The organism is Streptomyces sp. NPDC093065 (genome assembly GCF_044754585.1).
Taxonomy (GTDB): domain Bacteria; phylum Actinomycetota; class Actinomycetes; order Streptomycetales; family Streptomycetaceae; genus Streptomyces.
Genome location: NZ_JBIVPJ010000012.1, coordinates 88,691 through 112,119 on the forward strand (window position 1 = coordinate 88,691; position 23,429 = coordinate 112,119).

The 23,429-nt window shown below is 73.4% G+C and carries 17 protein-coding genes and 2 pseudogenes; 6 read left to right on the top strand and 13 right to left on the bottom strand.

The features are described from left to right. Nucleotides 1–13 precede the first annotated feature (13 nt). From ACIQFU_RS21515 to ACIQFU_RS21525, 3 genes are all read right to left on the bottom strand, one after another. Nucleotides 14–1,477, bottom strand: a complete 1,464-nt coding sequence (locus tag ACIQFU_RS21515; protein WP_402553567.1) for a glutamate synthase subunit beta — start codon at nucleotides 1,475–1,477, stop codon at nucleotides 14–16. After that, complete coding sequence (gene gltB, locus ACIQFU_RS21520) at nucleotides 1,470–6,008, bottom strand: glutamate synthase large subunit (protein WP_402553750.1); 4,539 nt, start codon at nucleotides 6,006–6,008, stop codon at nucleotides 1,470–1,472. Before gltB ends, ACIQFU_RS21515 begins: the two co-directional genes overlap by 8 nt. A gap of 480 nt (nucleotides 6,009–6,488) precedes the next feature. Next, complete coding sequence (locus ACIQFU_RS21525) at nucleotides 6,489–7,220, bottom strand: VIT1/CCC1 transporter family protein (protein WP_402553569.1); 732 nt, start codon at nucleotides 7,218–7,220, stop codon at nucleotides 6,489–6,491. A 234-nt stretch (nucleotides 7,221–7,454) separates the two neighbouring features. Here ACIQFU_RS21525 and ACIQFU_RS21530 point away from each other — a divergent pair. The 6 genes and pseudogenes from ACIQFU_RS21530 to ACIQFU_RS21555 all read left to right on the top strand — a co-directional run. After that, nucleotides 7,455–8,481: pseudogene (locus ACIQFU_RS21530) on the top strand (ADP-ribosylglycohydrolase family protein); the annotation flags it as partial. Between the two features lie 499 nt (nucleotides 8,482–8,980). Beyond that, on the top strand, nucleotides 8,981–10,258 hold the full coding sequence (locus ACIQFU_RS21535) for an ADP-ribosylglycohydrolase family protein (RefSeq protein ID WP_402553571.1): 1,278 nt from the start codon (nucleotides 8,981–8,983) through the stop codon (nucleotides 10,256–10,258). Then, nucleotides 10,255–11,445 (top strand): ADP-ribosylglycohydrolase family protein, encoded by a 1,191-nt coding sequence (locus tag ACIQFU_RS21540; protein ID WP_402553573.1) that lies wholly within the window; start codon nucleotides 10,255–10,257, stop codon nucleotides 11,443–11,445. Before ACIQFU_RS21535 ends, ACIQFU_RS21540 begins: the two co-directional genes overlap by 4 nt. After that, nucleotides 11,433–12,824, top strand: a complete 1,392-nt coding sequence (locus tag ACIQFU_RS21545) for an ADP-ribosylglycohydrolase family protein (RefSeq protein WP_402553574.1) — start codon at nucleotides 11,433–11,435, stop codon at nucleotides 12,822–12,824. Before ACIQFU_RS21540 ends, ACIQFU_RS21545 begins: the two co-directional genes overlap by 13 nt. Continuing rightward, entirely contained in the window at nucleotides 12,794–14,038 is a 1,245-nt protein-coding gene (locus tag ACIQFU_RS21550; protein WP_402553576.1) for a CaiB/BaiF CoA transferase family protein, read from the top strand. The genes ACIQFU_RS21545 and ACIQFU_RS21550 overlap by 31 nt, the downstream gene beginning before the upstream one ends. Continuing rightward, nucleotides 14,035–14,859, top strand: a complete 825-nt coding sequence (locus ACIQFU_RS21555; protein WP_402553578.1) for an HpcH/HpaI aldolase/citrate lyase family protein — start codon at nucleotides 14,035–14,037, stop codon at nucleotides 14,857–14,859. The genes ACIQFU_RS21550 and ACIQFU_RS21555 overlap by 4 nt, the downstream gene beginning before the upstream one ends. A 269-nt stretch (nucleotides 14,860–15,128) precedes the next feature. On the opposite strand, the pseudogene lgt reads toward ACIQFU_RS21555, so the two are convergent. From lgt to ACIQFU_RS21605, 10 genes and pseudogenes are all read right to left on the bottom strand, one after another. Further along, a pseudogene (lgt, locus tag ACIQFU_RS21560) lies at nucleotides 15,129–15,969 on the bottom strand (prolipoprotein diacylglyceryl transferase); the annotation flags it as partial. A gap of 76 nt (nucleotides 15,970–16,045) precedes the next feature. Next, nucleotides 16,046–16,819 carry a DsbA family protein gene (locus tag ACIQFU_RS21565; RefSeq protein ID WP_402553580.1) on the bottom strand — a complete coding sequence of 258 codons (774 nt, stop codon included), beginning with the start codon at nucleotides 16,817–16,819 and terminating at the stop codon, nucleotides 16,046–16,048. Between the two features lie 100 nt (nucleotides 16,820–16,919). Further along, on the bottom strand, nucleotides 16,920–17,735 hold the full coding sequence (gene trpA / locus ACIQFU_RS21570; RefSeq protein ID WP_402553581.1) for a tryptophan synthase subunit alpha: 816 nt from the start codon (nucleotides 17,733–17,735) through the stop codon (nucleotides 16,920–16,922). Further along, nucleotides 17,732–19,015: a tryptophan synthase subunit beta gene (gene trpB, locus ACIQFU_RS21575; protein ID WP_402553583.1), complete on the bottom strand. Its 1,284-nt coding sequence runs from the start codon at nucleotides 19,013–19,015 to the stop codon at nucleotides 17,732–17,734. Before trpB ends, trpA begins: the two co-directional genes overlap by 4 nt. Nucleotides 19,016–19,145: 130 nt before the next feature. Then, nucleotides 19,146–19,319 carry a tryptophan biosynthesis modulator TrpM gene (gene trpM, locus ACIQFU_RS21580; RefSeq protein ID WP_402553584.1) on the bottom strand — a complete coding sequence of 58 codons (174 nt, stop codon included), beginning with the start codon at nucleotides 19,317–19,319 and terminating at the stop codon, nucleotides 19,146–19,148. 20 nt (nucleotides 19,320–19,339) lie between these two features. Continuing rightward, nucleotides 19,340–20,149 (bottom strand): indole-3-glycerol phosphate synthase TrpC, encoded by an 810-nt coding sequence (gene trpC / locus ACIQFU_RS21585; RefSeq protein WP_402553586.1) that lies wholly within the window; start codon nucleotides 20,147–20,149, stop codon nucleotides 19,340–19,342. A 115-nt stretch (nucleotides 20,150–20,264) separates the two neighbouring features. Then, nucleotides 20,265–20,711, bottom strand: a complete 447-nt coding sequence (locus ACIQFU_RS21590) for a DUF2752 domain-containing protein (protein ID WP_402553588.1) — start codon at nucleotides 20,709–20,711, stop codon at nucleotides 20,265–20,267. A gap of 102 nt (nucleotides 20,712–20,813) precedes the next feature. Next, nucleotides 20,814–21,065: an HGxxPAAW family protein gene (locus ACIQFU_RS21595; protein ID WP_402553589.1), complete on the bottom strand. Its 252-nt coding sequence runs from the start codon at nucleotides 21,063–21,065 to the stop codon at nucleotides 20,814–20,816. A 121-nt stretch (nucleotides 21,066–21,186) separates the two neighbouring features. Beyond that, nucleotides 21,187–21,828 (bottom strand): TIGR02234 family membrane protein, encoded by a 642-nt coding sequence (locus ACIQFU_RS21600; protein WP_402553591.1) that lies wholly within the window; start codon nucleotides 21,826–21,828, stop codon nucleotides 21,187–21,189. A 57-nt stretch (nucleotides 21,829–21,885) separates the two neighbouring features. Continuing rightward, nucleotides 21,886–23,421 (bottom strand): anthranilate synthase component I, encoded by a 1,536-nt coding sequence (locus ACIQFU_RS21605; RefSeq protein WP_402553592.1) that lies wholly within the window; start codon nucleotides 23,419–23,421, stop codon nucleotides 21,886–21,888. Nucleotides 23,422–23,429: the final 8 nt, after the last annotated feature.

A 23,429-nucleotide genomic window follows, 5' to 3' on the forward strand; every position in this document is an offset into this window, starting at 1 on the left:
GTTGTTCCGTCCGTCAGACCGCGAGGGCGCGGTCGGTCGGGCGGATCGGGGCCGGCAGTTCGCTGGCCCCGGTCAGGAAGCGGTCGGCGCCGCGCGCGGCCGAGCGGCCCTCGGCGATCGCCCAGACGATGAGCGACTGGCCGCGGCCGGCGTCACCGGCGACGAACACACCCGGCACGTTGGTCTGGAAGTCGGCGTCCCGGGCGATGTTACCCCGTGCGTCGAGCTCCAGGCCGAACTGGTCTACGAGACCGTTCTCCCGGTCGGTGCCGGTGAAGCCCATGGCGAGGGTGACCAGCTGGGCCGGGATCTTCCGCTCGGTGCCCGGCTTCGACGTGAGCTTCCCGTCGACGAACTCGACCTCGCTCATGTGCAGCCACTGGACGTTGCCGTCCTCGTCGCCCTCGAAGTGGGTGGTGGAGACGGCGTAGACCCGCTCACCGCCCTCCTCGTGGGCGCTGGTGACCTTGTACAGCATCGGGAAGGTCGGCCAGGGCTGGCGCACCGCGTCCCGCTCCTCGCCCGGCCGGGGCATGATCTCCAGCTGGGTGACGGAGGCCGCGCCCTGGCGGTGGGCGGTGCCCACGCAGTCGGCGCCGGTGTCGCCGCCGCCGATGACGACGACGTGCTTGCCCTCGGCGGAGATGGGGGCGGTGACGTAGTCGCCCTCCTGGACCTTGTTGGCCAGGGGGAGGTACTCCATCGCCTGGTGGATGCCGTTCAGCTCGCGGCCGGGGACCGGCAGGTCGCGGGCGGTGGTGGAGCCGGCGGCGATGACGACGGCGTCGTAGCGCTTCTTCAGGTCGGTCGCCTTGAGGTCGCGGCCGATCTCGACGCCGGTGCGGAAGCGGGTGCCCTCGGCGCGCATCTGCTCTATGCGGCGGTTGATGTGCCGCTTCTCCATCTTGAACTCGGGGATGCCGTATCGGAGGAGGCCTCCGACGCGGTCCGCGCGCTCGTAGACGGCGACGGTGTGACCGGCCCGGGTGAGCTGCTGGGCGGCGGCGAGACCGGCCGGGCCCGAGCCGACGACGGCGACGGTCTTGCCGGACAGGCGCTCGGGGATGCGCGGGGCGACGTCCCCGGTCTCCCACGCCTTGTCGATGATCGAGACCTCGACGTTCTTGATGGTGACCGGCGGCTGGTTGATGCCGAGCACGCACGCCGACTCGCACGGGGCCGGGCACAGGCGGCCGGTGAACTCCGGGAAGTTGTTGGTGGCGTGCAGGCGCTCGGACGCCGCCGACCAGTCCTCGCGGTAGGCGTAGTCGTTCCACTCGGGGATCAGGTTCCCGAGGGGGCAGCCGTTGTGGCAGAACGGGATGCCGCAGTCCATGCAGCGGCTGGCCTGCTTGCTGATGATCGGCAGCAGGGAGCCGGGGACGTAGACCTCGTTCCAGTCCTTGACGCGCTCGTCGACGGGACGGGTCCTGGCGACCTCGCGTCCGTGGTTCAGAAAGCCCTTGGGATCAGCCATTGGTCGCCGCCTCCATCATCTTCTCGGTGGTCTCGGTCTCGGAGAGACCGGCTCGCTCGGCGGCGTCCTTGGCGGCGAGCACTGCCTTGTACGTGCTGGGGATGAGCTTGCTGAAGCGCTCCACGGCGACAGACCAGTCGGCCAGCAGCTTCTGCGCGACCGTGGAACCGGTCTCCTCGGCGTGGCGGCGCACCACGTCGTGCAGCCAGTCCTTGTCGGCGTCGTCCAGCTCCCGGACGGCGTCGGCGTTGCCGGCGTTGACGTTGTCGCGGTCGAGGTCGACGACGTAGGCGATGCCGCCGGACATGCCGGCCGCGAAGTTGCGCCCGGTCTCACCGAGGACGACCGCGTGGCCGCCGGTCATGTACTCGCAGCCGTGGTCGCCGACGCCCTCGGAGACGACCAGCGCGCCGGAGTTGCGGACGCAGAAGCGCTCGCCGACCTTGCCGCGCAGGAACATCTCGCCGCCGGTGGCGCCGTAGCCGATGGTGTTGCCGGCGATGGTGGAGTACTCGGCGAGGTGGTCGGCGCCCCGGTCGGGGCGGACGACGATCCGGCCGCCGGACAGACCCTTGCCGACGTAGTCGTTGGCGTCGCCCTCCAGGCGCAGCGTGATGCCGCGCGGGACGAAGGCGCCGAAGGACTGGCCGGCGGAGCCGGTGAAGGTGATGTCGACGGTGTCGTCGGGCAGCCCGCCGCCGCCGAACTTCTTGGTGACCTCGTGGCCGAGCATGGTGCCGACCGTGCGGTTGATGTTGCGGATGGCGACCTGGGCGCGCACCGGGGCGGCCCGGGTGGCGTCCGGGGCGGCCAGCGCGTCGGAGGCGAGCTTGATCAGCTGGTTGTCGAGCGCCTTCTGCAGGCCGTGGTCCTGGGCGACGGCCTGGTGGCGCACCGCGCCCTCGGCCAGCTCGGGCACGTGGAACAGCGGCTCCAGGTCGAGACCCTGCGCCTTCCAGTGGTCGACCGCGCGGCTCACGTCGAGGGTCTCGGCGTGGCCGACGGCCTCCTCGATGGTGCGGTAGCCCAGCTCCGCGAGGATCTCGCGGACCTCTTCGGCGATGAACCGGAAGAAGTTCACGATGTACTCGGCCTTGCCGGAGAAGCGCTCCCTGAGGACCGGGTTCTGGGTGGCGATGCCGACCGGGCAGGTGTCCAGGTGGCAGACGCGCATCATGACGCAGCCGGAGACGACGAGCGGCGCGGTGGCGAAGCCGAACTCCTCGGCGCCGAGCAGCGCGGCGACGACGACGTCGCGGCCGGTCTTGAGCTGGCCGTCGGTCTGGACGACGATGCGGTCGCGCAGGCCGTTGAGCAGCAGGGTCTGCTGGGTCTCGGCGAGGCCCAGCTCCCAGGGGCCGCCCGCGTGCTTGAGACTCGTCAGGGGCGAGGCACCCGTGCCTCCGTCGTGGCCGGAGATGAGCACCACGTCCGCGTGCGCCTTGGACACGCCCGCCGCGACCGTGCCGACGCCGACCTCGGAGACCAGCTTGACGTGAATCCGCGCCTGGGGGTTGGCGTTCTTCAGGTCGTGGATCAGCTGGGCCAGGTCCTCGATGGAGTAGATGTCGTGGTGCGGCGGCGGGGAGATCAGGCCGACACCGGGGGTGCTGTGCCGGGTCTTGGCGACCCAGGGGTACACCTTGTGGCCGGGCAGCTGGCCGCCCTCGCCGGGCTTGGCGCCCTGGGCCATCTTGATCTGGATGTCGTCCGCGTTGACCAGGTACTCGGAGGTGACGCCGAAGCGGCCGGAGGCGACCTGCTTGATGCTGGACCGGCGCGCCGGGTCGTACAGGCGCTCCGGGTCCTCGCCGCCCTCACCGGTGTTGGACTTGCCGCCCAGCTGGTTCATGGCGACGGCGAGGGTCTCGTGCGCCTCCTGGGAGATGGAGCCGTACGACATGGCGCCGGTGGAGAAGCGCTTGACGATCTCGGAGACGGGCTCCACCTCGTCGATGGAGATCGGCTGCCGGTCCGACTTGAAGCCGAAGAGGCCGCGCAGCGTCATCAGCCGCTCGGACTGCTCGTTCACCCGCTCGGTGTACTTCTTGAAGATGTCGTACGTGCCGGAGCGCGTGGAGTGCTGGAGGCGGAAGACCGTCTCCGGGTCGAACAGGTGCGGCTCGCCCTCGCGGCGCCACTGGTACTCGCCGCCGATGTCCAGGGCGCGGTGGGCCGGCGCGATGCCGCTGGCCGGGTACGCCTTGGTGTGGCGGGCGGCGACCTCCTCGGCGACGACGTCGATGCCGACGCCGCCGATCTTGGTGGCGGTGCCGTTGAAGTACTTGGCGACGAACGCCTCGTCCAGGCCGACGGCCTCGAAGACCTGGGCGCCGCGGTAGGAGGCGACGGTGGAGATGCCCATCTTGGACATGACCTTGAGGACGCCCTTGCCGAGGGCGTAGATCAGGTTGCGGATGGCCTGCTCGGTCTCGATGCCGGGCAGGAAGGTGCCGGCGCGGACCAGGTCCTCGACGGACTCCATGGCCAGGTACGGGTTGACGGCGGCGGCGCCGAAGCCGATGAGCAGGGCGACGTGGTGGACCTCGCGGACGTCGCCGGCCTCGACCAGCAGGCCCACCTCGGTGCGCTGCTTGGTGCGGATGAGGTGGTGGTGGACGGCGGCGGTGAGCAGCAGCGAGGGGATCGGCGCGTGCTCGGCGTCCGAGTGGCGGTCGGACAGGACGATGAGCCGGGCGCCGTTCTCGATGGCGGCGTCGGCCTCGGCGCAGATCTCCTCGATGCGCGCGGCCAGCGTGTCGCCGCCGCCGTGCACCCGGTAGAGACCGGAGAGGGTGGCGGCCTTGAAGCCGGGCATGTCGCCGTCGGCGTTGATGTGGATGAGCTTGGCCAGCTCGTCGTTGTCGATCACCGGGAAGGGCAGCAGGACGCTGCGGCACGAGGCGGCCGTCGGGTCGAGCAGGTTGCCCTGGGGGCCCAGCGAGGAGCGCAGGGAGGTGACCAGTTCCTCGCGGATGGCGTCCAGCGGCGGGTTGGTGACCTGGGCGAAGAGCTGGGTGAAGTAGTCGAAGAGCAGCCGGGGGCGGTCGGAGAGCGCGGCGATCGGCGAGTCGGTGCCCATGGAGCCGATCGGCTCGGCGCCGGCCTTGGCCATCGGCGCGAGGATGACGCGCAGCTCCTCCTCGGTGTACCCGAAGGTCTGCTGGCGGCGGGTGACCGAGGCGTGGGTGTGCACGATGTGCTCGCGCTCGGGCAGGTCGCTCAGCTCGATCTCGCCGGCTTCCATCCACTCGGTGTACGGCTGCTCGGCGGCGAGCCGGGCCTTGATCTCGTCGTCCTCGATGATGCGGTGCTCGGCGGTGTCCACGAGGAACATGCGGCCGGGCTGCAGGCGGCCCTTGCGGACGACCTTGGCGGGGTCGATGTCGAGGACGCCGACCTCGGAGCCGAGGACGACGAGGCCGTCGTCGGTGACCCAGTAGCGGCCGGGGCGCAGGCCGTTGCGGTCGAGGACGGCGCCGACCTGGGTGCCGTCGGTGAAGGTGACGCAGGCGGGTCCGTCCCAGGGCTCCATCATCGTGGAGTGGAACTGGTAGAAGGCGCGCCGGGCCGGGTCCATCGAGTCGTGGTTCTCCCACGCCTCCGGGATCATCATCAGCACGGAGTGCGGCAGTGAACGCCCGCCGAGGTGGAGCAGCTCCAGGACCTCGTCGAAGGAGGCGGAGTCGGAGGCGTCCGGCGTACAGATCGGGAAGAGCCGCTCCAGGTCCGGGGACGAGCCGAACTGGACGGAGGCCAGCTGGGACTCGCGGGCGCGCATCCAGTTGCGGTTGCCCTTGACCGTGTTGATCTCGCCGTTGTGCGCGACGAAGCGGTACGGGTGGGCGAGCGGCCAGGCGGGGAAGGTGTTGGTGGAGAACCGGGAGTGCACGAGCGCGATCGCGGAAGCGAAGCGGCGGTCGGACAGGTCCGGGAAGAACGGCTCCAGCTGGCCGGTGGTCAGCATGCCCTTGTAGACGATGGTCCGCGCGGACAGCGACGGGAAGTAGACACCGGCCTCGCGTTCGGCGCGCTTGCGCAGCGCGAAGGCGTGGCGGTCCAGGGCGATGCCCTGCGAAGCCCCGTCCGTCACGAAGACCTGGCGGAAGACCGGCATGGTGGAGCGGGCGGTGGCACCCAGCATCTGCGGGGCGACCGGGACCTCGCGCCAGCCGAGGACGGTGAGGCCCTCCTCGCCGGCGATGGTCTCGATGCGCAAGGCGGCTTCCTCGGTGCCGTCGACCGGCAGGAAGGCGATGCCGACGGCGTACGACCCGGCCTCGGGCAGTTCGAATCCGGCCACCTCACGGAAGAAGGCGTCCGGCACCTGGGAGAGGATGCCGGCGCCGTCGCCGGAGTCGGGCTCGGAGCCGGTGGCGCCGCGGTGTTCCAGGTTGCGCAGCACGGTGAGTGCCTGGTCGACCAGGGTGTGGGACGCCTCGCCGGTGAGGGTGGCGACGAAACCGACGCCGCACGCGTCGTGTTCGTTGCGGGGGTCGTACATACCCTGCGCGGCAGGGCGAGCATCCATGAAGGACCAGTTCTGGCCGTTCGCGGAGTGCTGGGACGGCTGGCGCGGCGTACGCATCGGCTCTCCCGTCGTCGTCATCTGGCATGTGGCAAGTGCCGAGGGACGACGTTGGCCCTCTGCGGTGGGTGCGTAAGCAGGTGCAAAATTTGGTGCAGGTTACATGATGGATTGGTTCTCGGTAAACGGGACAATCCGTTCCAACATGCGGACAGCCAGGGGTGGCGCCGGGGGTACGGCACCCGTGGTGGAAGCTATGGCGACCGCTGCGAACAGATCGATGTCCGCCGGTCCGGGGGCGCGGAGGAAGCGTCGTCGCCCACTCCGCGGTATGCGTGGCAGGCCTCATTGCCCACAGCGCTTACGGCTCATGCCCGGAGATTGCGCGCTCGAAACCAGCGAGTAACGGTTACGAGCGGGACGACCGGCAGCGACCGCGCACTGCGGCTACTTATGCGTGCCCTCGCATAACTTCGAGCCGGGCTATCCTACGACCGTTCCGAACAGGCTGCCCAGGAGATACGTCACACCGGCCGCAGCCCCACCGAGGCCGAGCTGCCGCAGGCCGCTGTACCACCAGCTGCGGGCCGTGACCTTGGCGACCACCGCGCCGCACAGGAACAGCCCGGCGAGCGCGAGCAGCACCGCGGGCCACAGGGCACTGGCGCCGAGCAGGAACGGCAGGACGGGGAGCAGGGCACCCAGCGCGAAGGACCCGAACGAGGACACGGCCGCGACCGTGGGCGAGGGCAGGTCGGAGGGGTCGATGCCCAGCTCCTCGCGGGCGTGTATCTCCAGGGCCTGCTCGGGGTCGCTGGACAACTGGCGGGCCACCTCGCGGGCGAGCTCGGGTTCGACCCCGCGCGCCTCGTAGAGCGCGGCCAGCTCGGCCTCCTCGTCCGCCGGGTGCCTGCGCAGCTCGCGGCGCTCCACGTCCAGTTCGGCCTCGACCAGCTCACGCTGGGAGGCGACGGAGGTGTACTCGCCCGCGGCCATGGAGAAGGCGCCGGCGGCCAGCCCGGCGAGTCCGCTGATCACCACGGTCTGCTGGCTCGCCGTACCGCCGGCGACACCGGTCATCAGGGCGAGGTTGGAGACCAGTCCGTCCATGGCGCCGAAGACGGCGGGGCGCAGCCAGCCGCCGTTCACGTCACGGTGGGTGTGGTTGTCGCGGTGCGCCTCGTGCAGCGCTGCCTCGGTCTCGATGATGGCCATGAAGGTTCCCCCCGGGAACTAGATTGGACTCAGTCTACTTTTTAACAACACCCAATCTACGCCGATCATTTCCGCCCCGCCAGCAAGGAAAGGCTGGGCTTACCTGCGGTTTCACCCCTTCGCTCTCATTCGTGATCTTGCTCGCTCACATGTCGACCGGGTGACGCTGGGCTGGGTTCGGCTGCGGCGCACACCGCACCGGGGACAGATGTGCCGAGGGAGAGGAGAGGCCGCATGGCATCCACCGCCTGCATTCCCCCGGCCCCCGCGCCGGGAGACGCCGTCGGACTCCGCGACCGGGCCCGGGGCGCGCTGCTCGGGCTGGCCGTCGGGGACGCCCTCGGGGCGCCCGCCGAGAACATGAAGCCCTCTCAGATCCGCGCCCGCTGGGGCCGCATCACGGGATACGTGGCCGACCGGCCGGCCGGTACCGACGACACCGAGTACGCGATCTTCTCGGGCCTGCTGCTGGCCCGTCACGGCGCCGCGCTCACCCAGGCCGACGTGGAGACGGCCTGGCACGAGTGGATCGCGGACCGGGAGGAGGGCCCGTTCCGGGGCGCGGGCTTCAGCGAGCGCGGCACGCTGGAGAACCTGCGCCGGGGTCTCGCCGCGCCGATCTCCGCCCAGCACCGGCACGCCTGGAGCGACGGACTGGCCATGCGGGCCGCGCCGCACGGCGTGTTCGCGGCCGGGCGGCCCACGGAGGCGGCCCGGCTGGCGGCGATCGACGGCTCGGTCAGTCACGAGGGCGAGGGCATCTACGGCGGCCAGGCGGTGGCGGCGGGCGTCGCGGCGGCGATGGCCGGGGCGTCCACCGTCGCGGTGGTGGCCTCCGCGCTGGCCGTCGTCCCGGACGACTCCTGGACGGCGCGCTGTCTGCGCCGCGCGATGACGGCGGCCCACCGCGGCGAACGCGCGGTGCGCTCCGCGGTGGTCATCGGCGGCTACCCGTGGACCGACCTGGCGCCCGAGGCCGTCGCCCTCGCCTTCGGCGCGTACGCGGCGGCCGACGGCGACTTCACGGACGCCGTGCTGACGGCCGTCAACATGGGCCGCGACGCCGACACCACCGCCGCGGTGGCCGGCGCCCTGGCGGGAGCGACCCGGGGCGTCCACGCGATCCCGCCCGACTGGGCGGCCGCCATCGGCCCGGTCCGCGGCACCTGCCTGCCGACGATGGCCGGGCACCACGTACTGGAGGTGGCCGACCTGCTGACGCGGGCAGCACGGCCGGCTCCGCCCGGTTCGGATCGGGCGCCGGGGGACTCGGAGCGGTCGCCGTCCGCCCCGGAGCACGTACCGCCGGACGCGGAAGCCCTGCCACCGGGTGGTGTGCGAACGCCGTCGGACACGGAACCAGCCCCACCGGCCACGGCACGAGCACCCCGGACCACGGAACGGGTGCCGCCGGGGCCCGAGCACCTTCCGCCGGCCACGGAAGCCCTGCCACCGGACGCCGGACCGGCGCCGTCGGCCCAGGCAGCGGCAACGGCGGCAACGGCAACGCAGGACACGGAGCCAGCACCCCGCACCACGGAACGCGTACCTCCGGGCGCGGTGCGGGTACCGCGCCGTGCGCCGTGGTGGCCGGGGGACGCCGGGCGGGCACCGGCGGAGGTGGCAGCGGTGCCGGGGCGGGAGCCGCGGGGCCTCGGGGCGGCCGCATCCCCCGAACCGGACGGACCGTCCGCCGGCACCGACCCCGGCGGCACCCGGCCGCCGCCCGAACCGGACGCCCACGCCAGGGAGGTGCGGCCGTGAGCCGGGCGCGCGGGGGCGGTGTCGGGGCGACGGGCGTCACGGCGTACGTCGAAGGGCCCGGTGTGCCGGAGGCGGCGGTGTCCGGCGGGAGCGGGCACCGGCCGGGGGCGGAGCCCGGGACGGCGGCGTCCCGTACGGTGCCGCTCGCCGACCGCATCGAGGGCCTGCTGCTCGGGCTCGCCGCGGGAGACGCCGCCGGCTGGCCCGCCGCACGGCACCGGGCGGCCCGGATGCCCGAGTGGACGCGCCGGCTCACCCGTGAGCTGGACACCTTCGCCGAGCAGAACGCCACGACCACCCTCCCCGTCCCCATCGCCCTGAACCAGCCCCCGGAACCGCTGCGCCTCGGCCCCTCGGACGACGCCGAGTGGGCGGCGTTCGCGGCGGAGGCGCTGCTGCGGGCCGGGGACGACAGCCTGCTCGGGGACCTGAGCCGGGACCGCCGGATGCGCGCCGCGATCGACCTGACCTGGAACGCCGTCGCCAGCGAGGTCGCCGCCGCGGCCGACCGCGCCCCCGAGGTCGAGTCGGCGGTGCTGCCGTTGCGCGCCCGTATCTCGGTGCGGGCCGGGCTCGGCAATCTCGCGGCCGGCCTGCGCCCGCCCGCCACCGGCCACGACAACCCGCACTACTTCGACGACGCCGCCTGCGTACGGGCCTGCGTCCTCGCCGTCGCCCACCCCGGCGCCCCGCGCCCGGCCGCCGACCTCGCCGAGTTCGACGCCCGCTACACCCAGGACGGCGACGGCGTGCACGGCGCCCGGGCCATGGCGGCGGCACTCGCCCGCGCGCTGGACGGCGCCGCGGTGGACGCCTGTGTGACGGCCGCGCTCGCCGAACTCCCCGAGGCGACGGAGATCGGCCGCAACGCCCGCCAGGCCCTGGCCCTCGCGGCGGACGCCGAGAGCACCTTCGCCCTCGTCCCGCTCCTCGAACACCGCATCGTCGACCACGTCTACAGCTACGGCATCGCCGCCGCCGAGACCGTCCCGGTCGCCCTCGCCCTGGCCACCGCCGCCGGGGGCCGCATCGCCGAGGCGGTACCGGCGGCGGCCTGTCTGTCCAGGGTCGCCGACTCCGCCCCCGCGCTGGCCGGCGCCCTCACCGGCGCGCTCGGCGGCGGCACGTCGGTCCCCGCGCCCTGGCGGGACGCCTGCCGCACCCTGCCCGGCTGCGTACTGCCCCGGCTCGCCGGCACCGACCTGGTCGAACTCGCCGCTCTCCTGCACGCCACGCAACCGTCCCGACCGGAAGGACGAGGCACCACCCCATGACCTCCACCGCCCCGAACCACAGCATCCCCGGCCACGGCACCGCGACCCTCGACGAGCGCGTCACCGGCGCCCTCGTCGGCGCGGCCGTAGGCGACGCGCTCGGCGGCCCCGTCGAGGGCTACTCCCCCGAGCAGATCCTCGAACGCCACGGCGGCCGCGTCCACGGCGTCGTCGGCCCCTGGAACGGCGACGCCTGGCGCACCGCCCGCCCCGTCGCCCCGTACCACAAGGGCGACGGCCACGTCACCGACGACACCCTGATGACCCACGCGCTCGTACGGGTCTACGGCACGGTCCGCGACCACCTGGACGCGTACGCCGTCGCCGAGCACCTGGTCCCCGACCTGATCACGAACCCTCGCTGGATCCCGGAGCTGGAGACCGAGGCGCTCCCGCTCCAGCGGATCTTCCTCGCCGAGAAGTGGCTAGTCGCGCGGATCCACTACGGCCACGTGGACCCGCGCGAGGCCGGCACCGGCAACATCGTCAACTGCGGTGCCGCGATGTACATGGCCCCGGTCGGCCTGGTCAACGCGGCCAACCCGGCGGCCGCCTACGCCGAGGCCCTGGACGTCGCGGGCGCCCACCAGTCGTCGTACGGCCGTGAGGCGGCCGGTGTCTTCGCGGCGGGGGTGGCCGCGGCTTGTCTGCCGGGGGCGACCGGGGAGTCGGTGGTGGCCGCCTGCCTGGCCCTGGCCAAGGACGGCACCCGGGCGGCGATCGAGGCGGTGTGCGACGTGGCCGCCCGCCACTCGGACTTCGAGTCGGCGCTCGCCCCGCTGCGCGCGGCGGTCGCCCCGTTCGACACCGTGGGCCCCGACTACCGCGCGCCCTCGCTCGGCGCCCGCCGCCCCTCGCGCCTGCACGCGATCGAGGAGCTGCCCGTCGCCCTCGGCATGCTGCTCGTCTCCGGCGGCGACTTCCGGCACGCGGTCCTCGGCGCGGTCAACTACGGCCGCGACTGCGACTCCATCGCCACGATGGCGGGCGCGCTGGCCGGGGCCCTCGGATCGCCGGTCCCGGAGGACTGGGCCAAGACCGTCGCCGAGGCCAGCCGACTGGACCTGTGGGAGCCGGCGGCGACGCTCACCGCCGTCGCGCGGGAGGTCTTCACGCGTGACACAGGGCGCCGCCGTGCCCACGAGGAGGCGTTCGCCGCGATCGGGGGCGCGGGATGCTCCGGCTGACCTGGGTGCAGCCCGAGGACCTGGTCGGCCACGAGCTGCGCCAGGCACGGCTGGACGGCCGCGACGCGTCGGCGGTCGCGGCCCGCTGGCGGGCGGCGGGCGGCGGCGAGGCCCCGCCGCGGGCGGGTGCCTCGCCCGGGCCCGCCTCTCCCCGCCTGCGTCGCCTGGCGGAAGACCTCCTGGACGAACTCGCCGGCCTGCGCGGTCCACTCGCGGACGCCGAGCCGACGGACCTCGGCCGGATCAGGGCACTGTGCCCCGACTGGCCGTCCCCGCGCCCCGCCGCCACCGTGTCCCCCGCCCGGCTGGAGGCCGCCTGGCTCGGCCGCGCCGTCGGCTGCCTCCTCGGCAAACCCGTCGAGAAGCTGCCCCTGACCGGCATCCGTCGTCTCGGCCGGGCCACCGGCAACTGGCCCCCGGTCGCGTACTTCACCGCCCGGGGCGTCCCCCGCGACCTGCTCACCGCGTATCCCTGGAACCGCCGCTCCGCGCCCACCTCCCTCGCCGAGAACATCGACGGGATGCCGGAGGACGACGACCTGAACCACCCGCTGCTCGGCCTGCTGCTGCTCCAGCGTCACGGCCGTGCCTTCACCACCGACGACGTGGCCCGCGTCTGGCTCGACGAGCTCCCGCCCGGCCGCACCTTCACCGCCGAGCGCGTCGCCCAGCGCAACCTCCTCACCGGCGTCGAGCCCCCGGACACCGCCCTCCACCGCAACCCCTTCCGGGAGTGGATCGGCGCCCTGATCCGCGCCGACGTGCACGGCTGGACCAACCCCGGCGACCCGGCCGCCGCCGCCGGACAGGCGCACCGCGACGCGACCCTCAGCCACACCGCCAACGGCGTCTACGCGGCCATGTTCGCGGCGGCCGTCATCGCCACCGCCGCCCCCGCCGGCGCACCCGACGTGCACGCCTGTCTGCGCGCCGGACTCGCCGTCGTACCGCCCGGCTCCCGCCTCGCCGGAGCCGTCCGGCACGCCGTACGCCTCGCGGGCGCGCACGCCGGCTTCGACACGGTCGTGGACGAACTCCACGCCGTGCACTCCCCCGCGCACCACTGGGTGCACGCCGTTCCCAACACCGCTCTGATCGCCGCCGCGCTCACCCACGGGGACGGCGACTTCACCGGCTCGGTCTCCCGCGTCGTCTCCGGCGGCTGGGACACCGACTCCAACGGCGCCACCGTCGGCAGCGTCGCCGGGCTGCTCGCCGGTTCCCCCGCCGCGCTGCCCGAGCACTGGACGGCCCCGCTGAAGAACCGCCTGGCCACCTCCGTCGGCGGCTTCGACGGCACCGGATTCGACACCCTCGCCCACCTCACCCACCGGGAGGCCACCCGCCCATGCCCGAGCCCGAGCACGAGCACGCCGTGACCCCTGCGTCCCCCGTCCCCGCCGTCTCCCCCGCCCCGCTGGCCGGCCTGCGCGTCCTCGACCTCGCCACCCTCTTCGCGGGGCCGCTCGCCGCCACCATGCTCGGTGACTTCGGCGCCGAGGTGATCAAGGTCGAGCACCCCACCCGGCCAGACCCGTCCCGGGGGCACGGCCCGTCGAAGGACGGGGTCGGCCTGTGGTGGAAGCTGCTGGGCCGCAACAAGCACACGATCACCCTGGACCTGTCGAAACCCGCCGGGCGCGCCACCCTGCTCCGGCTCGCGGCCACCGCCGACGTCGTCGTCGAAAACTTCCGGCCGGGCACCCTGGAGAAGTGGGACCTGGGCTGGGACGAGCTGTCCGCCGTCAATCCGCGTCTGGTCCTCACCCGGGTCACCGGCTTCGGCCAGTTCGGGCCGTACGCCCGCCGCCCCGGCTTCGGCACCCTCGCCGAGGCCATGAGCGGCTTCGCCGCGATGACCGGCGAGCCCGACGCGCCGCCGACGCTGCCGCCGTTCGGCCTCGCCGACTCGATCGCGGCGCTGGCGACGGCGTACGCCGTGATGACCGCGCTGGCCGCACGGGAGCGCACCGGAGAGGGCCAGGTCGTCGACATGGCGATCATCGAACCGATCCTGACCGTGCTGGGCCCCCAGCCCCTCTGGTACGACCAGCTCGGCCACGTCCAGCCGCGCACCGGCAACCGCTCGCAGAACAACGCCCCGCGCAACACCTACCGCACCGCCGACGGCACCTGGGTCGCCGTCTCCACCTCGGCCCAGTCGGTCGCCGAGCGCGTGATGCGGCTGGTGGGCCGCCCGGAGCTGATCGACGAGCCCTGGTTCGCGACGGGTGCCGAGCGGGCCCGGCACGCCGACGTGCTGGACGCGGCGGTCGGCGACTGGATCGCCCGGCACTCCCGCGCCGACGTGCTCGCCGCGTTCGAGAAGGCCGAGGCCGCGGTCGCGCCGGTCCAGGACGTGCGGGACGTGATGGCCGACCCGCAGTACCGGGCCCTGGACACGGTCACCACGGTCGACGATCCCGAGCTGGGGCCGCTGCGTATGCAGAACGTCCTCTTCCGGCTCTCCGCCACTCCGGGCGCGATCCGCTGGGCGGGCCGCCCGCACGGCGCGGACACCGAGGAGGTGCTGACCGGGCTGGGGCTCACCCCGGCTGACGTGAAGGAGCTGCGTGAGGAGGGCGTCGTATGACCGCACCCCCGCTGACCTGGCTGTACGCCCCCGGGGACCGGCCCCGGGTGGTGGCCAAGGCGCTGGCCGCCGGTGCCGACGTGGTGGTGGTCGACCTGGAGGACGCGGTCGCCGCCGACCGCAAGGAGTACGCCCGCGACGCCACGGCCGAGCTGCTCACCGAGCCGCAGCCGGTGCCGGTGCACGTCCGCGTCAACGCCCTGGACGGTCCGCTCGCCGCCGGGGACCTGGCGGCGCTGGCCGCGCTGCCCGGCCTCTCCGGGCTGCGGCTGCCCAAGGTGACGGCGCCGGAGCAGGTCGCCGAGGTCGCCGCGGCCGCCGGTGGGCCGCCGCTGTACGCCCTGCTGGAGACGGCCCTGGGGGTGGAGCGGGCGTACCGGATCGCCGCCGCCCACCCGGCGCTGCGCGGCATCGCCCTCGGGGAGGCGGACCTCCGGGCCGACCTGGGCGTCAGCGGGGACGCCGGCCTGGACTGGTCGCGCTCGCGGGTGGTCGTGGCGGCGCGGGCGGCGGGCCTGGCGCCGCCGTCCCAGACGGTGCATCCCGACACCCGGGACCTGGAGGGCCTGGCGGCGTCCTGCGCCCACGGCCGTGCCCTGGGGTTCCTGGGGCGGGCCGCGATCCATCCCCGCCAGCTGCCGATCATCGAGCGGGCGTACCTGCCGACCGAGCGGGAGCTGGAGGAGGCGGAGACGATCGTGAAGGCGGCCACGGTCCAGCCGGGCGCGCTGGCGCTGCCGGACGGCCGGTTCGTCGACGCGGCGGTGGTGGCGACGGCCCGGCGCACCCTGTCGCTGGCCCGGCGGCCCTCCCTTTCCTGAGCCGTCTCTCCCCGGCACGCGCCGAGGGCGCCCGGTGGATTCCGGGCGCCCTCGGCGGTGTGTGTGCGGCGGGCGGGGTCAGCCCTTCTTGGCGGAGTCGGCCCCGTTCTTCACGCCCTCGGCGTCCTTCGGGTCCCCCGTGTCCGCCGCGTCGTCCGCGTCCTCGGGGGCCTTGGCGGCTTCGGTCTTCTCCGCGGTGTCCGTCTCGTCGGCCCCGGCGTCCGCGTCCTGCTCGGCGTCCTTCGCCTCGGCGTCCTTCGCCCCTTCGCGACCGGTGTCGCCGTCGGCGGAGTCCGCGCCCGGCTCCACCACGGCCTCCCGGCCGGGCCGCTTCCGCGCCGAGAGCACCATGTACAGCACGGCGAGCAGGAACACGAAGAGCGCGGTCCAGTTGTTCAGGCGCAGGCCGAGGATGTGGTGGGCGTCGTCGACGCGCATGTACTCGATCCAGAACCGGCCCGCGCAGTACGCCGCGACGTACAGGGCGAAGGCCCGCCCGTGGCCGAGCTCGAAGCGGCGGTCGGCCCAGATGACGAGCAGCGCGACGCCGATGCACCACAGCGACTCGTACAGGAATGTCGGGTGGTACGTGCCCGGCAGCCGTCCGTCGGCCGTGGAGGTGATCTCCACGGCCCACGGCAGGTCGGTCGCCCTGCCGTACAGCTCCTGGTTGAACCAGTTGCCCCAGCGGCCGAGGGCCTGCGCCAGGGCGATGCCGGGGGCGACGGCGTCGGCGTACGCCGGCATCGGGATGCCCCGGCGCCGGGCCCCGATCCAGGCGCCCAGCGCGCCGAACGCGATCGCGCCCCAGATGCCGAGTCCGCCCTCCCAGACCTTGAAGGCGTCGACCCAGTCACGGCCCTCGCTGAAGTACAGCTGGTAGTCCGTGATCACGTGGTAGAGGCGTCCGCCGATCAGGCCGAAGGGAACGGCCCAGACCGCGATGTCGGCCACCGTGCCGGGCCGCCCGCCCCGGGCGATCCAGCGCTTGTTGCCGAGCCAGACGGCAACGAAGACGCCGATGATGATGCAGAACGCGTAGCCGCGCAGCGGGATGGGGCCGAGGTACAGCACCCCGCGCGACGGGCTGGGAATGAAGGCAAGTTCCATGGCAGGGTCGACGCTACCGTGTCGGACGGGGAGCGCGGCGGGCAGCCCGGCTACGGGTCCGTAACGAGCGGGCGCGCTACTTGTTGGCGTCCTCCACCATCTGCTTGAGCTTGGCCGGTGTCATGGAGCGGTCCTGGTAGATGTTCTTGCCGTCCAGGAGCACCGTCGGGGTGCCGCTGAAACCGCCTTCCTGGAAGGCCTTGTTGGACTTCTCCACCCAGCTGTTGTGCCTACCGTTCTTCACGCACTCCTGGAAGAGGGTGGTGTCGAGGCCGTCGACCTTGCCCGCCAGGTCGAGCAGCTTGTTCTCGTCGGCGAAGGCGTCGTCGGTCTCCGGCGGCTGGTTGTCGTACAGGACGTCGTGGTAGGCGGGGAACTTTCCGGCGTCCTGGGCGCAGGCCGCCGCGTTGGCCGCCTTGCGGGAGCCGGTGCCGCCCATGTTGCCGTCGATGATGGTGGCCAGGTGGTACTCGACCTTGAGCTGTCCGGCGTCGCTCAGCTCGTGGACGGTGTCGCGGTACGCCAGCTCGAAGGCCTTGCAGGCCGGGCAGCGGAAGTCCTCCCAGACGGTGAGCGTGGACTTGGCGCTCTCCTCGCCGACGGGGATCGCGAGGCCGTCCTTGCCCTGGGCGCCCGAGGGGGCCACGATCGGGCCGGCCGACTCGCTGCCGTCGTCCTTGCCCGCGTTCGCGGCGACCACGCCGATCACCGCCGCGAGTCCGAGGACGCAGACCACGCTCGCGCCGACGATCAGCGCCCGGCGGCGCTTGTCCCTGGACTTCTGCTTCTCGCGCTCGGCCGCCAGCTTCTCGCGGGCGCTGCGCTTTCCCTGTCGGTTCTTCTCGCTCACACCCCGCAGAACGAACCGGGGAGGCGCAGCGCGCCTCCCCGGTCCCAGGTCCACTCTTACGAGGGACCTCTGTCATGCGCTCGTCGTCCCGCGCCGGCCGTCAGGCCTGTCCGCGCACGCCCTTCGCCAGGTCGGCGGCGAGCTCGCGGACGCCCTCGACGCCGGCCGCGTCGTCGGGCGCGTCCAGCATCCGCTTGACGAAGGCCGAGCCGACGATCACGCCGTCGGCGAAGCCGGCCACCTCGGCGGCCTGGGCGGCGTTGGAGACGCCGAGCCCGACGCAGACCGGGGTGTCGGTGGTGGCGCGGGTGCGCCGCACCAGGTCCTCGGCCTGGGCGCCGACCGACTCGCGGGTGCCGGTGACGCCCATGAGGGAGGCGGCGTAGACGAAGCCGCTGCCGGCCGCGGTGATCTTGGCGAGCCGCGCGTCCCTGCTGCTGGGCGCGACCACGAAGACCGTGGCGAGCCCGTGCTTGTCCGCGTGCTCCCGCCACAGCGCCGACTCCTGGACCGGCAGGTCGGGCAGGATGCACCCGGCGCCGCCCGCGTCGGCCAGCTCGGCGGTGAAGCGCTCCACTCCGTAGCGGTCGATGGGGTTCCAGTACGTCATGACGAGGATCGGTTTGCCGGTGGCCGCGTGCGCCTCGCGGACGGTGCGCATCACGTCGGCGATCCGCACGCCACCGCGCAGGGCGATGTCGTCGGCGGTCTGGATCACCGGGCCGTCGAGCACCGGGTCGCTGTGCGGCAGGCCCACCTCGACGACGTCGGCGCCGCCGTCGAGCGCGGCCCTGATCGCCTCGATGCCGCCGTCCACGGTCGGAAATCCGGCCGGGAGGTAGGCGATGAGGGCGGCGCGCCCCTCGGACTTCGCCGCGGCGAGGGTGTCGTTCAGCAGCAGCACGTTCCCGCTCACTTCGCGTCCCCCTCGATCTCCGCGGCGCCGGTCTCGTCGGCGGCGACCTCGGCGTCGGTGTCGTACAGCCCGAAGTAGCGGGCGGCGGTGTCCATGTCCTTGTCGCCGCGGCCGGACAGGTTGACCACGATCAGGCCGTCCCTGCCCAGCTCCTTGCCGACCTCGACGGCACCGGCCAGCGCGTGGGCGCTCTCGATGGCCGGGATGATGCCCTCGGTGCGCGACAGCAGGCGCAGGGCCTGCATGGCGGCGTCGTCGGTGACCGCCCGGTACTCGCCGCGGCCGGAGTCCTTGAGGTAGGCGTGCTCCGGGCCGATGCCGGGATAGTCCAGACCGGCCGAGATCGAGTACGGCTCGGTGATCTGGCCCTCGTCGTCCTGGAGGACGTAGGACCGGGAGCCGTGCAGGATGCCGGGCTCGCCCGCGGTCAGGGTGGCCGCGTGCTCGCCGGTCTCGACGCCGTGCCCGGCGGGCTCGCAGCCGATGAGGCGGACGTCCGCGTCGGGGATGAAGGCGTGGAAGAGGCCGATGGCGTTGGAGCCGCCGCCGACGCAGGCGATCGCGGCGTCGGGCAGGCGTCCGGCCTGCTCCAGGAGCTGGCGGCGGGCCTCGACGCCGATGACTCGGTGGAAGTCGCGGACCATCGCCGGGAAGGGGTGGGGGCCCGCGACGGTGCCGAACAGGTAGTGGGTGCGGTCGACGTTGGCGACCCAGTCGCGGAACGCCTCGTTGATCGCGTCCTTGAGCGTGCGGCTGCCGGACTTCACGGCGATGACCTCGGCGCCGAGCATCCGCATGCGGGCCACGTTGAGGGCCTGGCGGCGGGTGTCGATCTCGCCCATGTAGATGGTGCAGTCGAGGCCGAACAGGGCGCAGGCCGTCGCCGTCGCCACGCCGTGCTGGCCCGCTCCGGTCTCGGCGATGACGCGGGTCTTGCCCATGCGCTTGGTGAGCAGGGCCTGGCCGAGCACGTTGTTGATCTTGTGCGAGCCGGTGTGGTTCAGGTCCTCGCGCTTGAGGAAGATCCGGGCGCCTCCGGCGTGCTCCGCGAAGCGGGGCACCTCGGTGAGGGAGGACGGGCGGCCCGTGTAGTGGACGAGCAGGTCGTCCAGTTCGCGGGCGAACTCCGGGTCGGACTTGGCCTTGTCGTACTCGACGGCGACCTCGTCGACCGCCGCGACGAGGGCCTCGGGGATGAACTTGCCCCCGAAGGCGCCGAAATAGCCCTCGGCGGAGGGGACTTGGCCCTCCGGGTCGGGGATGAAGAAGGTGCTGGACATGCGTGTACCTCACGGTGAGTGTCTGATGTGACCAGTCGCCGTGGGGGCGGGTGTCGTGTGTCGGACAGGCCCGTCGTGGCCGGTCGCGCCCACGCGACGGAGTCGCAGAATTCGATACTGCCCCGCGCCCCTAGGCCGGCTGGTGCCATCGCATGCCGTTGACCTGCCCGGGTTCGTCTCCGATGACGTACCGCACGCGGCGGCCGTGCACCCTGCGGGCGGGCGCGCGGCAGCCCCGGGGCCGGCAGCCGCGCGCGAGGCGGGCGTACGGGTCCCGGGGGGCCGTGGTGAGTGCGGATGTCATCGGGATCAGCCTACCGGGGCTCAGCCCCGGCCGTGGCGCAGTGCCGGGTGCTCGCCCGCCGCCACCAGGTCGGAGACCGCCGTCTTGGGGTCGCGGCCGGTGACCAGGGACTCGCCGACCAGCACGGCGTCGGCGCCCTCGTTGGCGTAGGCGATGAGGTCGTGCGGGCCGCGGACGCCGGACTCGGCGACCTTGACGATGTGCGCGGGGATCTCCGGGGCGACCCGCTCGAACGTGCCGCGGTCGACCTCCAGGGTCTTCAGGTTGCGCGCGTTGACGCCGACGACCTTGGCGCCCGCGTCCACCGCGCGCTCGACCTCGTCCTCGTCGTGCACCTCGACGAGCGGGGTGAGTCCGATGGACTCGGCGCGCTCGATCAGCGACTCCAGGGCCGGCTGCTCCAGGGCCGCGACGATCAGCAGCACGAGGTCGGCGCCGTGCGCGCGGGCCTCCCACAGCTGGTACGAGGTGACGACGAAGTCCTTGCGCAGCACGGGGATGTCCACGCGCGCGCGGACCGAGTCCAGGTCGGCGAGCGAGCCGCCGAAGCGGCGCTCCTCGGTGAGGACGGAGATGACGGCGGCACCGCCCGCCTCGTAGTCGGCGGCGAGCCCGGCCGGGTCGGCGATGGCCGCCAGCGCGCCCTTGGAGGGGCTGGAGCGCTTGACCTCGCAGATGACCTTGACGCCGTCGCCGCGCAGCGCGGTCACGCCGTCCTTGGCGGGGCGTGCCTTGGCCGCGCGCTCCTTGAGCTCGTCGAGGCTGACGCGCGCCTGCCGCTCCGCGAGGTCGGCACGGACTCCGTCGATGATCTCGTCGAGCACACTCACGCGAGCGGCCCCCTTTCAGACGGCAAAACGTGTGGTCACTGTGATGGTATCCGGAGCCGGGCACCGGTCCCGCATCCGGCCTTCACGGTCCCAGTACCTGGACGTCCGCGAACGATCAAGGGATCAGCCAGCCGCCGAACGGCAGGTTCCGGACAACGGTGAAGACCAGCAGCAACGTCCCGAGAGTCCACAGGTGGACCGGTCCGAGGTCGACGCGCACCGGGCGCCCCCGGGCCGCGCGGATCACCCAGACGGTCCACAGGACGGCGAAGCCCAGGTAGGCGAGGACGGCGGGCGCGTTGGCGTGCAGTGCGGCCGTCAGGTCACCGTGGACGAAGGCGTGGGCGCTGCGCAGACCGCCGCAGCCGGGGCAGTAGACGCCCGTGAAGCGCAGCAGGGGGCAGACGGGGTAGTGGCCGGGCTCGTAGGGATCCACGCTCCCCACGTACGCGAAGGCCCCGGCGACGGCCGCGAGCACCCCGGCGGGGACGGCCAGGCGGAGGGCCGCGCCGCGGAACTGGATGGTGCCGGTCCGGCTCGGTTTCCCGCTCTCGACGTCCACGCCCGCATTCTGCACCCGCCGGCCCCCGCCCGCACATGAGGGGCGGTCCCGGCACCCGTGTGCCGGTCCGCCCCTCAGGAACTCCGTGGCCGCCGTCTCCGGTCAGCCCATGGCGCCGGCCTGCGCGTGCTCGCCGGAGACCTGGTGCACGGGGTGGTTCTGCTTCGGCTGGCCGAGGCCCATCATCCGCATGATGTAGCCGACGACACCGCCGAGGAGCACGACCGCGATGCCGGCCCAGAAGCCCCACGGCTGGGCCGCCACCATGAACATGCCCGCGATGCAGAAACCGATGAAGGCGATGATGACACCGGTCCAGGCGGCCGGGGTGTGACCGTGGCTGCTGCCCGCCATTGCTTGCTCCTCGTTGCTGTGTGCCATGTCTGAGCAGGACGCTCGCGCCCATTGTCCCGCACGGGGGCACGCGCCGTGAGCGGGGGTGCTCCGGTGGGTGGACGCGGGCCCGGACGCGGGGTCAGCCGCTGGTGGGGTCCTCGCCGCGGTCGATGGCCTTCCACAGGTCCTCGGGGCGGTCCGGGTCGACGGTCTGGGGCCTGCGGCGCGGCCGCGGGGTGCCGTCGCGCTCGTAGCGGCCGGACATCGCGGGCCACAGGCGGCCGTAGCGCAGCGCGAGCAGCCCGGCCAGCAGGAGCAGGGCGCCGCCCACGGCCGCGGCGTACGGCCACGCGGTGTGGGAGAGCGCGTCGACGGTGGCCGAGGTGTCGCCGGCCGCCTTGGCCGCCTGGTCGTCGAGGGCGGAGCTGTCCGAGGCACCGGCCAGAGCGGCGGCGACAGTGCCGGCGCCGCTCAGCGCGAGGACGGCGGCGACGGCGAAGCGGCCGGCGCGGCGGACGGCGAAGACGGCGACCAGCGCGGCGAGGCCGACTATGGCGAGCGCCGCGGGGACGCCCGTGACGTCGCTGCCCTTGGCGGTCAGCGAGAACGCGCCACCGGCCACGGTCGCGGTGCCCTCCGCCCACTCCTGCCGGGTGGCGAGCAGGGCGACGGCCGCGCCGAGCGCGCCGCACAGCAGGGCGACGGCGAGGCTCCGGCGGCCGGCCCGGGCGGGTCCTGCGGCTGGGGTACGGGGGTGAGGAACGGCTGTCACGTACTCCACTATCACCCGAACCCTGGGCGATCCGTCACCCGGGGTTCGAAATGGGGGACGTGAGAATCACCCCACCGCCGGGTGCGGTTGGCCCTGTCGCGCCAGCCGGTTGGCCGTGTGCACGGCCCTGAGCACCGCGGCCGCCTTGTTGCGGCACTCGGTGTCCTCGGCGACCGGGTCGGAGTCGGCGACGACTCCCGCGCCGGCCTGGACGTAGGCCGTGCCCTCGCGCAGCAGCGCCGTGCGGATGGCGATGGCGGTGTCGGAGTCGCCGGCGAAGTCGAGGTAGCCGACGCAGCCGCCGTACAGGCCGCGGCGGGAGGGTTCGAGTTCGTCGATGATCTGCAGGGCGCGCGGCTTGGGCGCGCCGGAGAGGGTGCCGGCCGGGAAGCAGGCGGTGAGGACGTCGAAGGCGGTGCGGCCGGGGGCGACCCGTCCGGTGACCGTCGAGACGATGTGCATGACGTGGGAGTACCGCTCGACGGACATGAAGTCGACGACCTCGACGGAGCCGGGCTCGCAGACGCGTCCCAGGTCGTTGCGGCCGAGGTCGACGAGCATCAGGTGCTCGGCGCGCTCCTTGGGGTCGGCGAGCAGTTCGTCGGCGAGGGCCTGGTCCTGCTGCGGGGTGGCGCCGCGCGGGCGGGTGCCGGCGATGGGGTGCACCATGGCGCGCCCGTCCTCGACCTTGACCAGCGCCTCGGGGGACGAGCCGACGACGTCGAAGCCGTCGAGGCGCAGCAGGTACATGTACGGGGAGGGGTTGGTGGCCCGCAGGACCCGGTAGACGTCGAGGGCGCTCGCCGTGCAGGGCGTCTCGAAGCGCTGGGAGGGGACGACCTGGAAGGCCTCTCCCGCGCGGATGCGCTCCTTGATGTCCTCGACGGCGTCCTGGAAGTCGGGGCCTCCCCACAGGGCGGTGTACTCGGGCAGCTCGGAGGGCGGCAGCGCGGCCGGCGGCTGGGCGACCGCGCGGGTGAGGTCGGACTCCATGGCGTCCAGGCGGGCGATCGCGTCGGCGTAGGCCTCGTCGACGCCGGATTCCAGGTCGTTGTGGTTGATCGCGTTGGCGATCAGGAGGACCGAGCCCTCCCAGTGGTCCATGACGGCGAGGTCACTGGTGAGCAGCATGGTCAGCTCGGGGAGCTTCAGGTCGTCGCGCTCTCCGGGGCCGACCTTCTCCAGGCGGCGCACGATGTCGTAGCCCAGGTAGCCGACCATGCCGCCGGTGAAGGGCGGCAGGCCCAGGTCGTGGGCGAGGTCGCGCGGGGTGTGCAGGGCCTCGACGGTGGCGCGCAGGGCGGCGAGCGGGTCGCCGCCGGTGGGGACGCCGACGGGCGGGGTGCCCTGCCAGTGCGCCTTCCCGTCCTTCTCGGTGAGGGTGGCGGCGCTGCGGACGCCGACGAAGGAGTAGCGGGACCAGCTCCGTCCGTTCTCCGCAGACTCCAGCAGGAAGGTGCCGGGGCGCTCGGCGGCGAGCTTGCGGTACAGGGCCACGGGGGTGTCGCCGTCGGCGAGGAGCTTGCGGCTGACCGGGATCACCCGGCGGTCGGCGGCCAGCTTGCGGAAGGTGTCGAGGTCCATGTCATGCGTGACGTCCATGGCGGCAG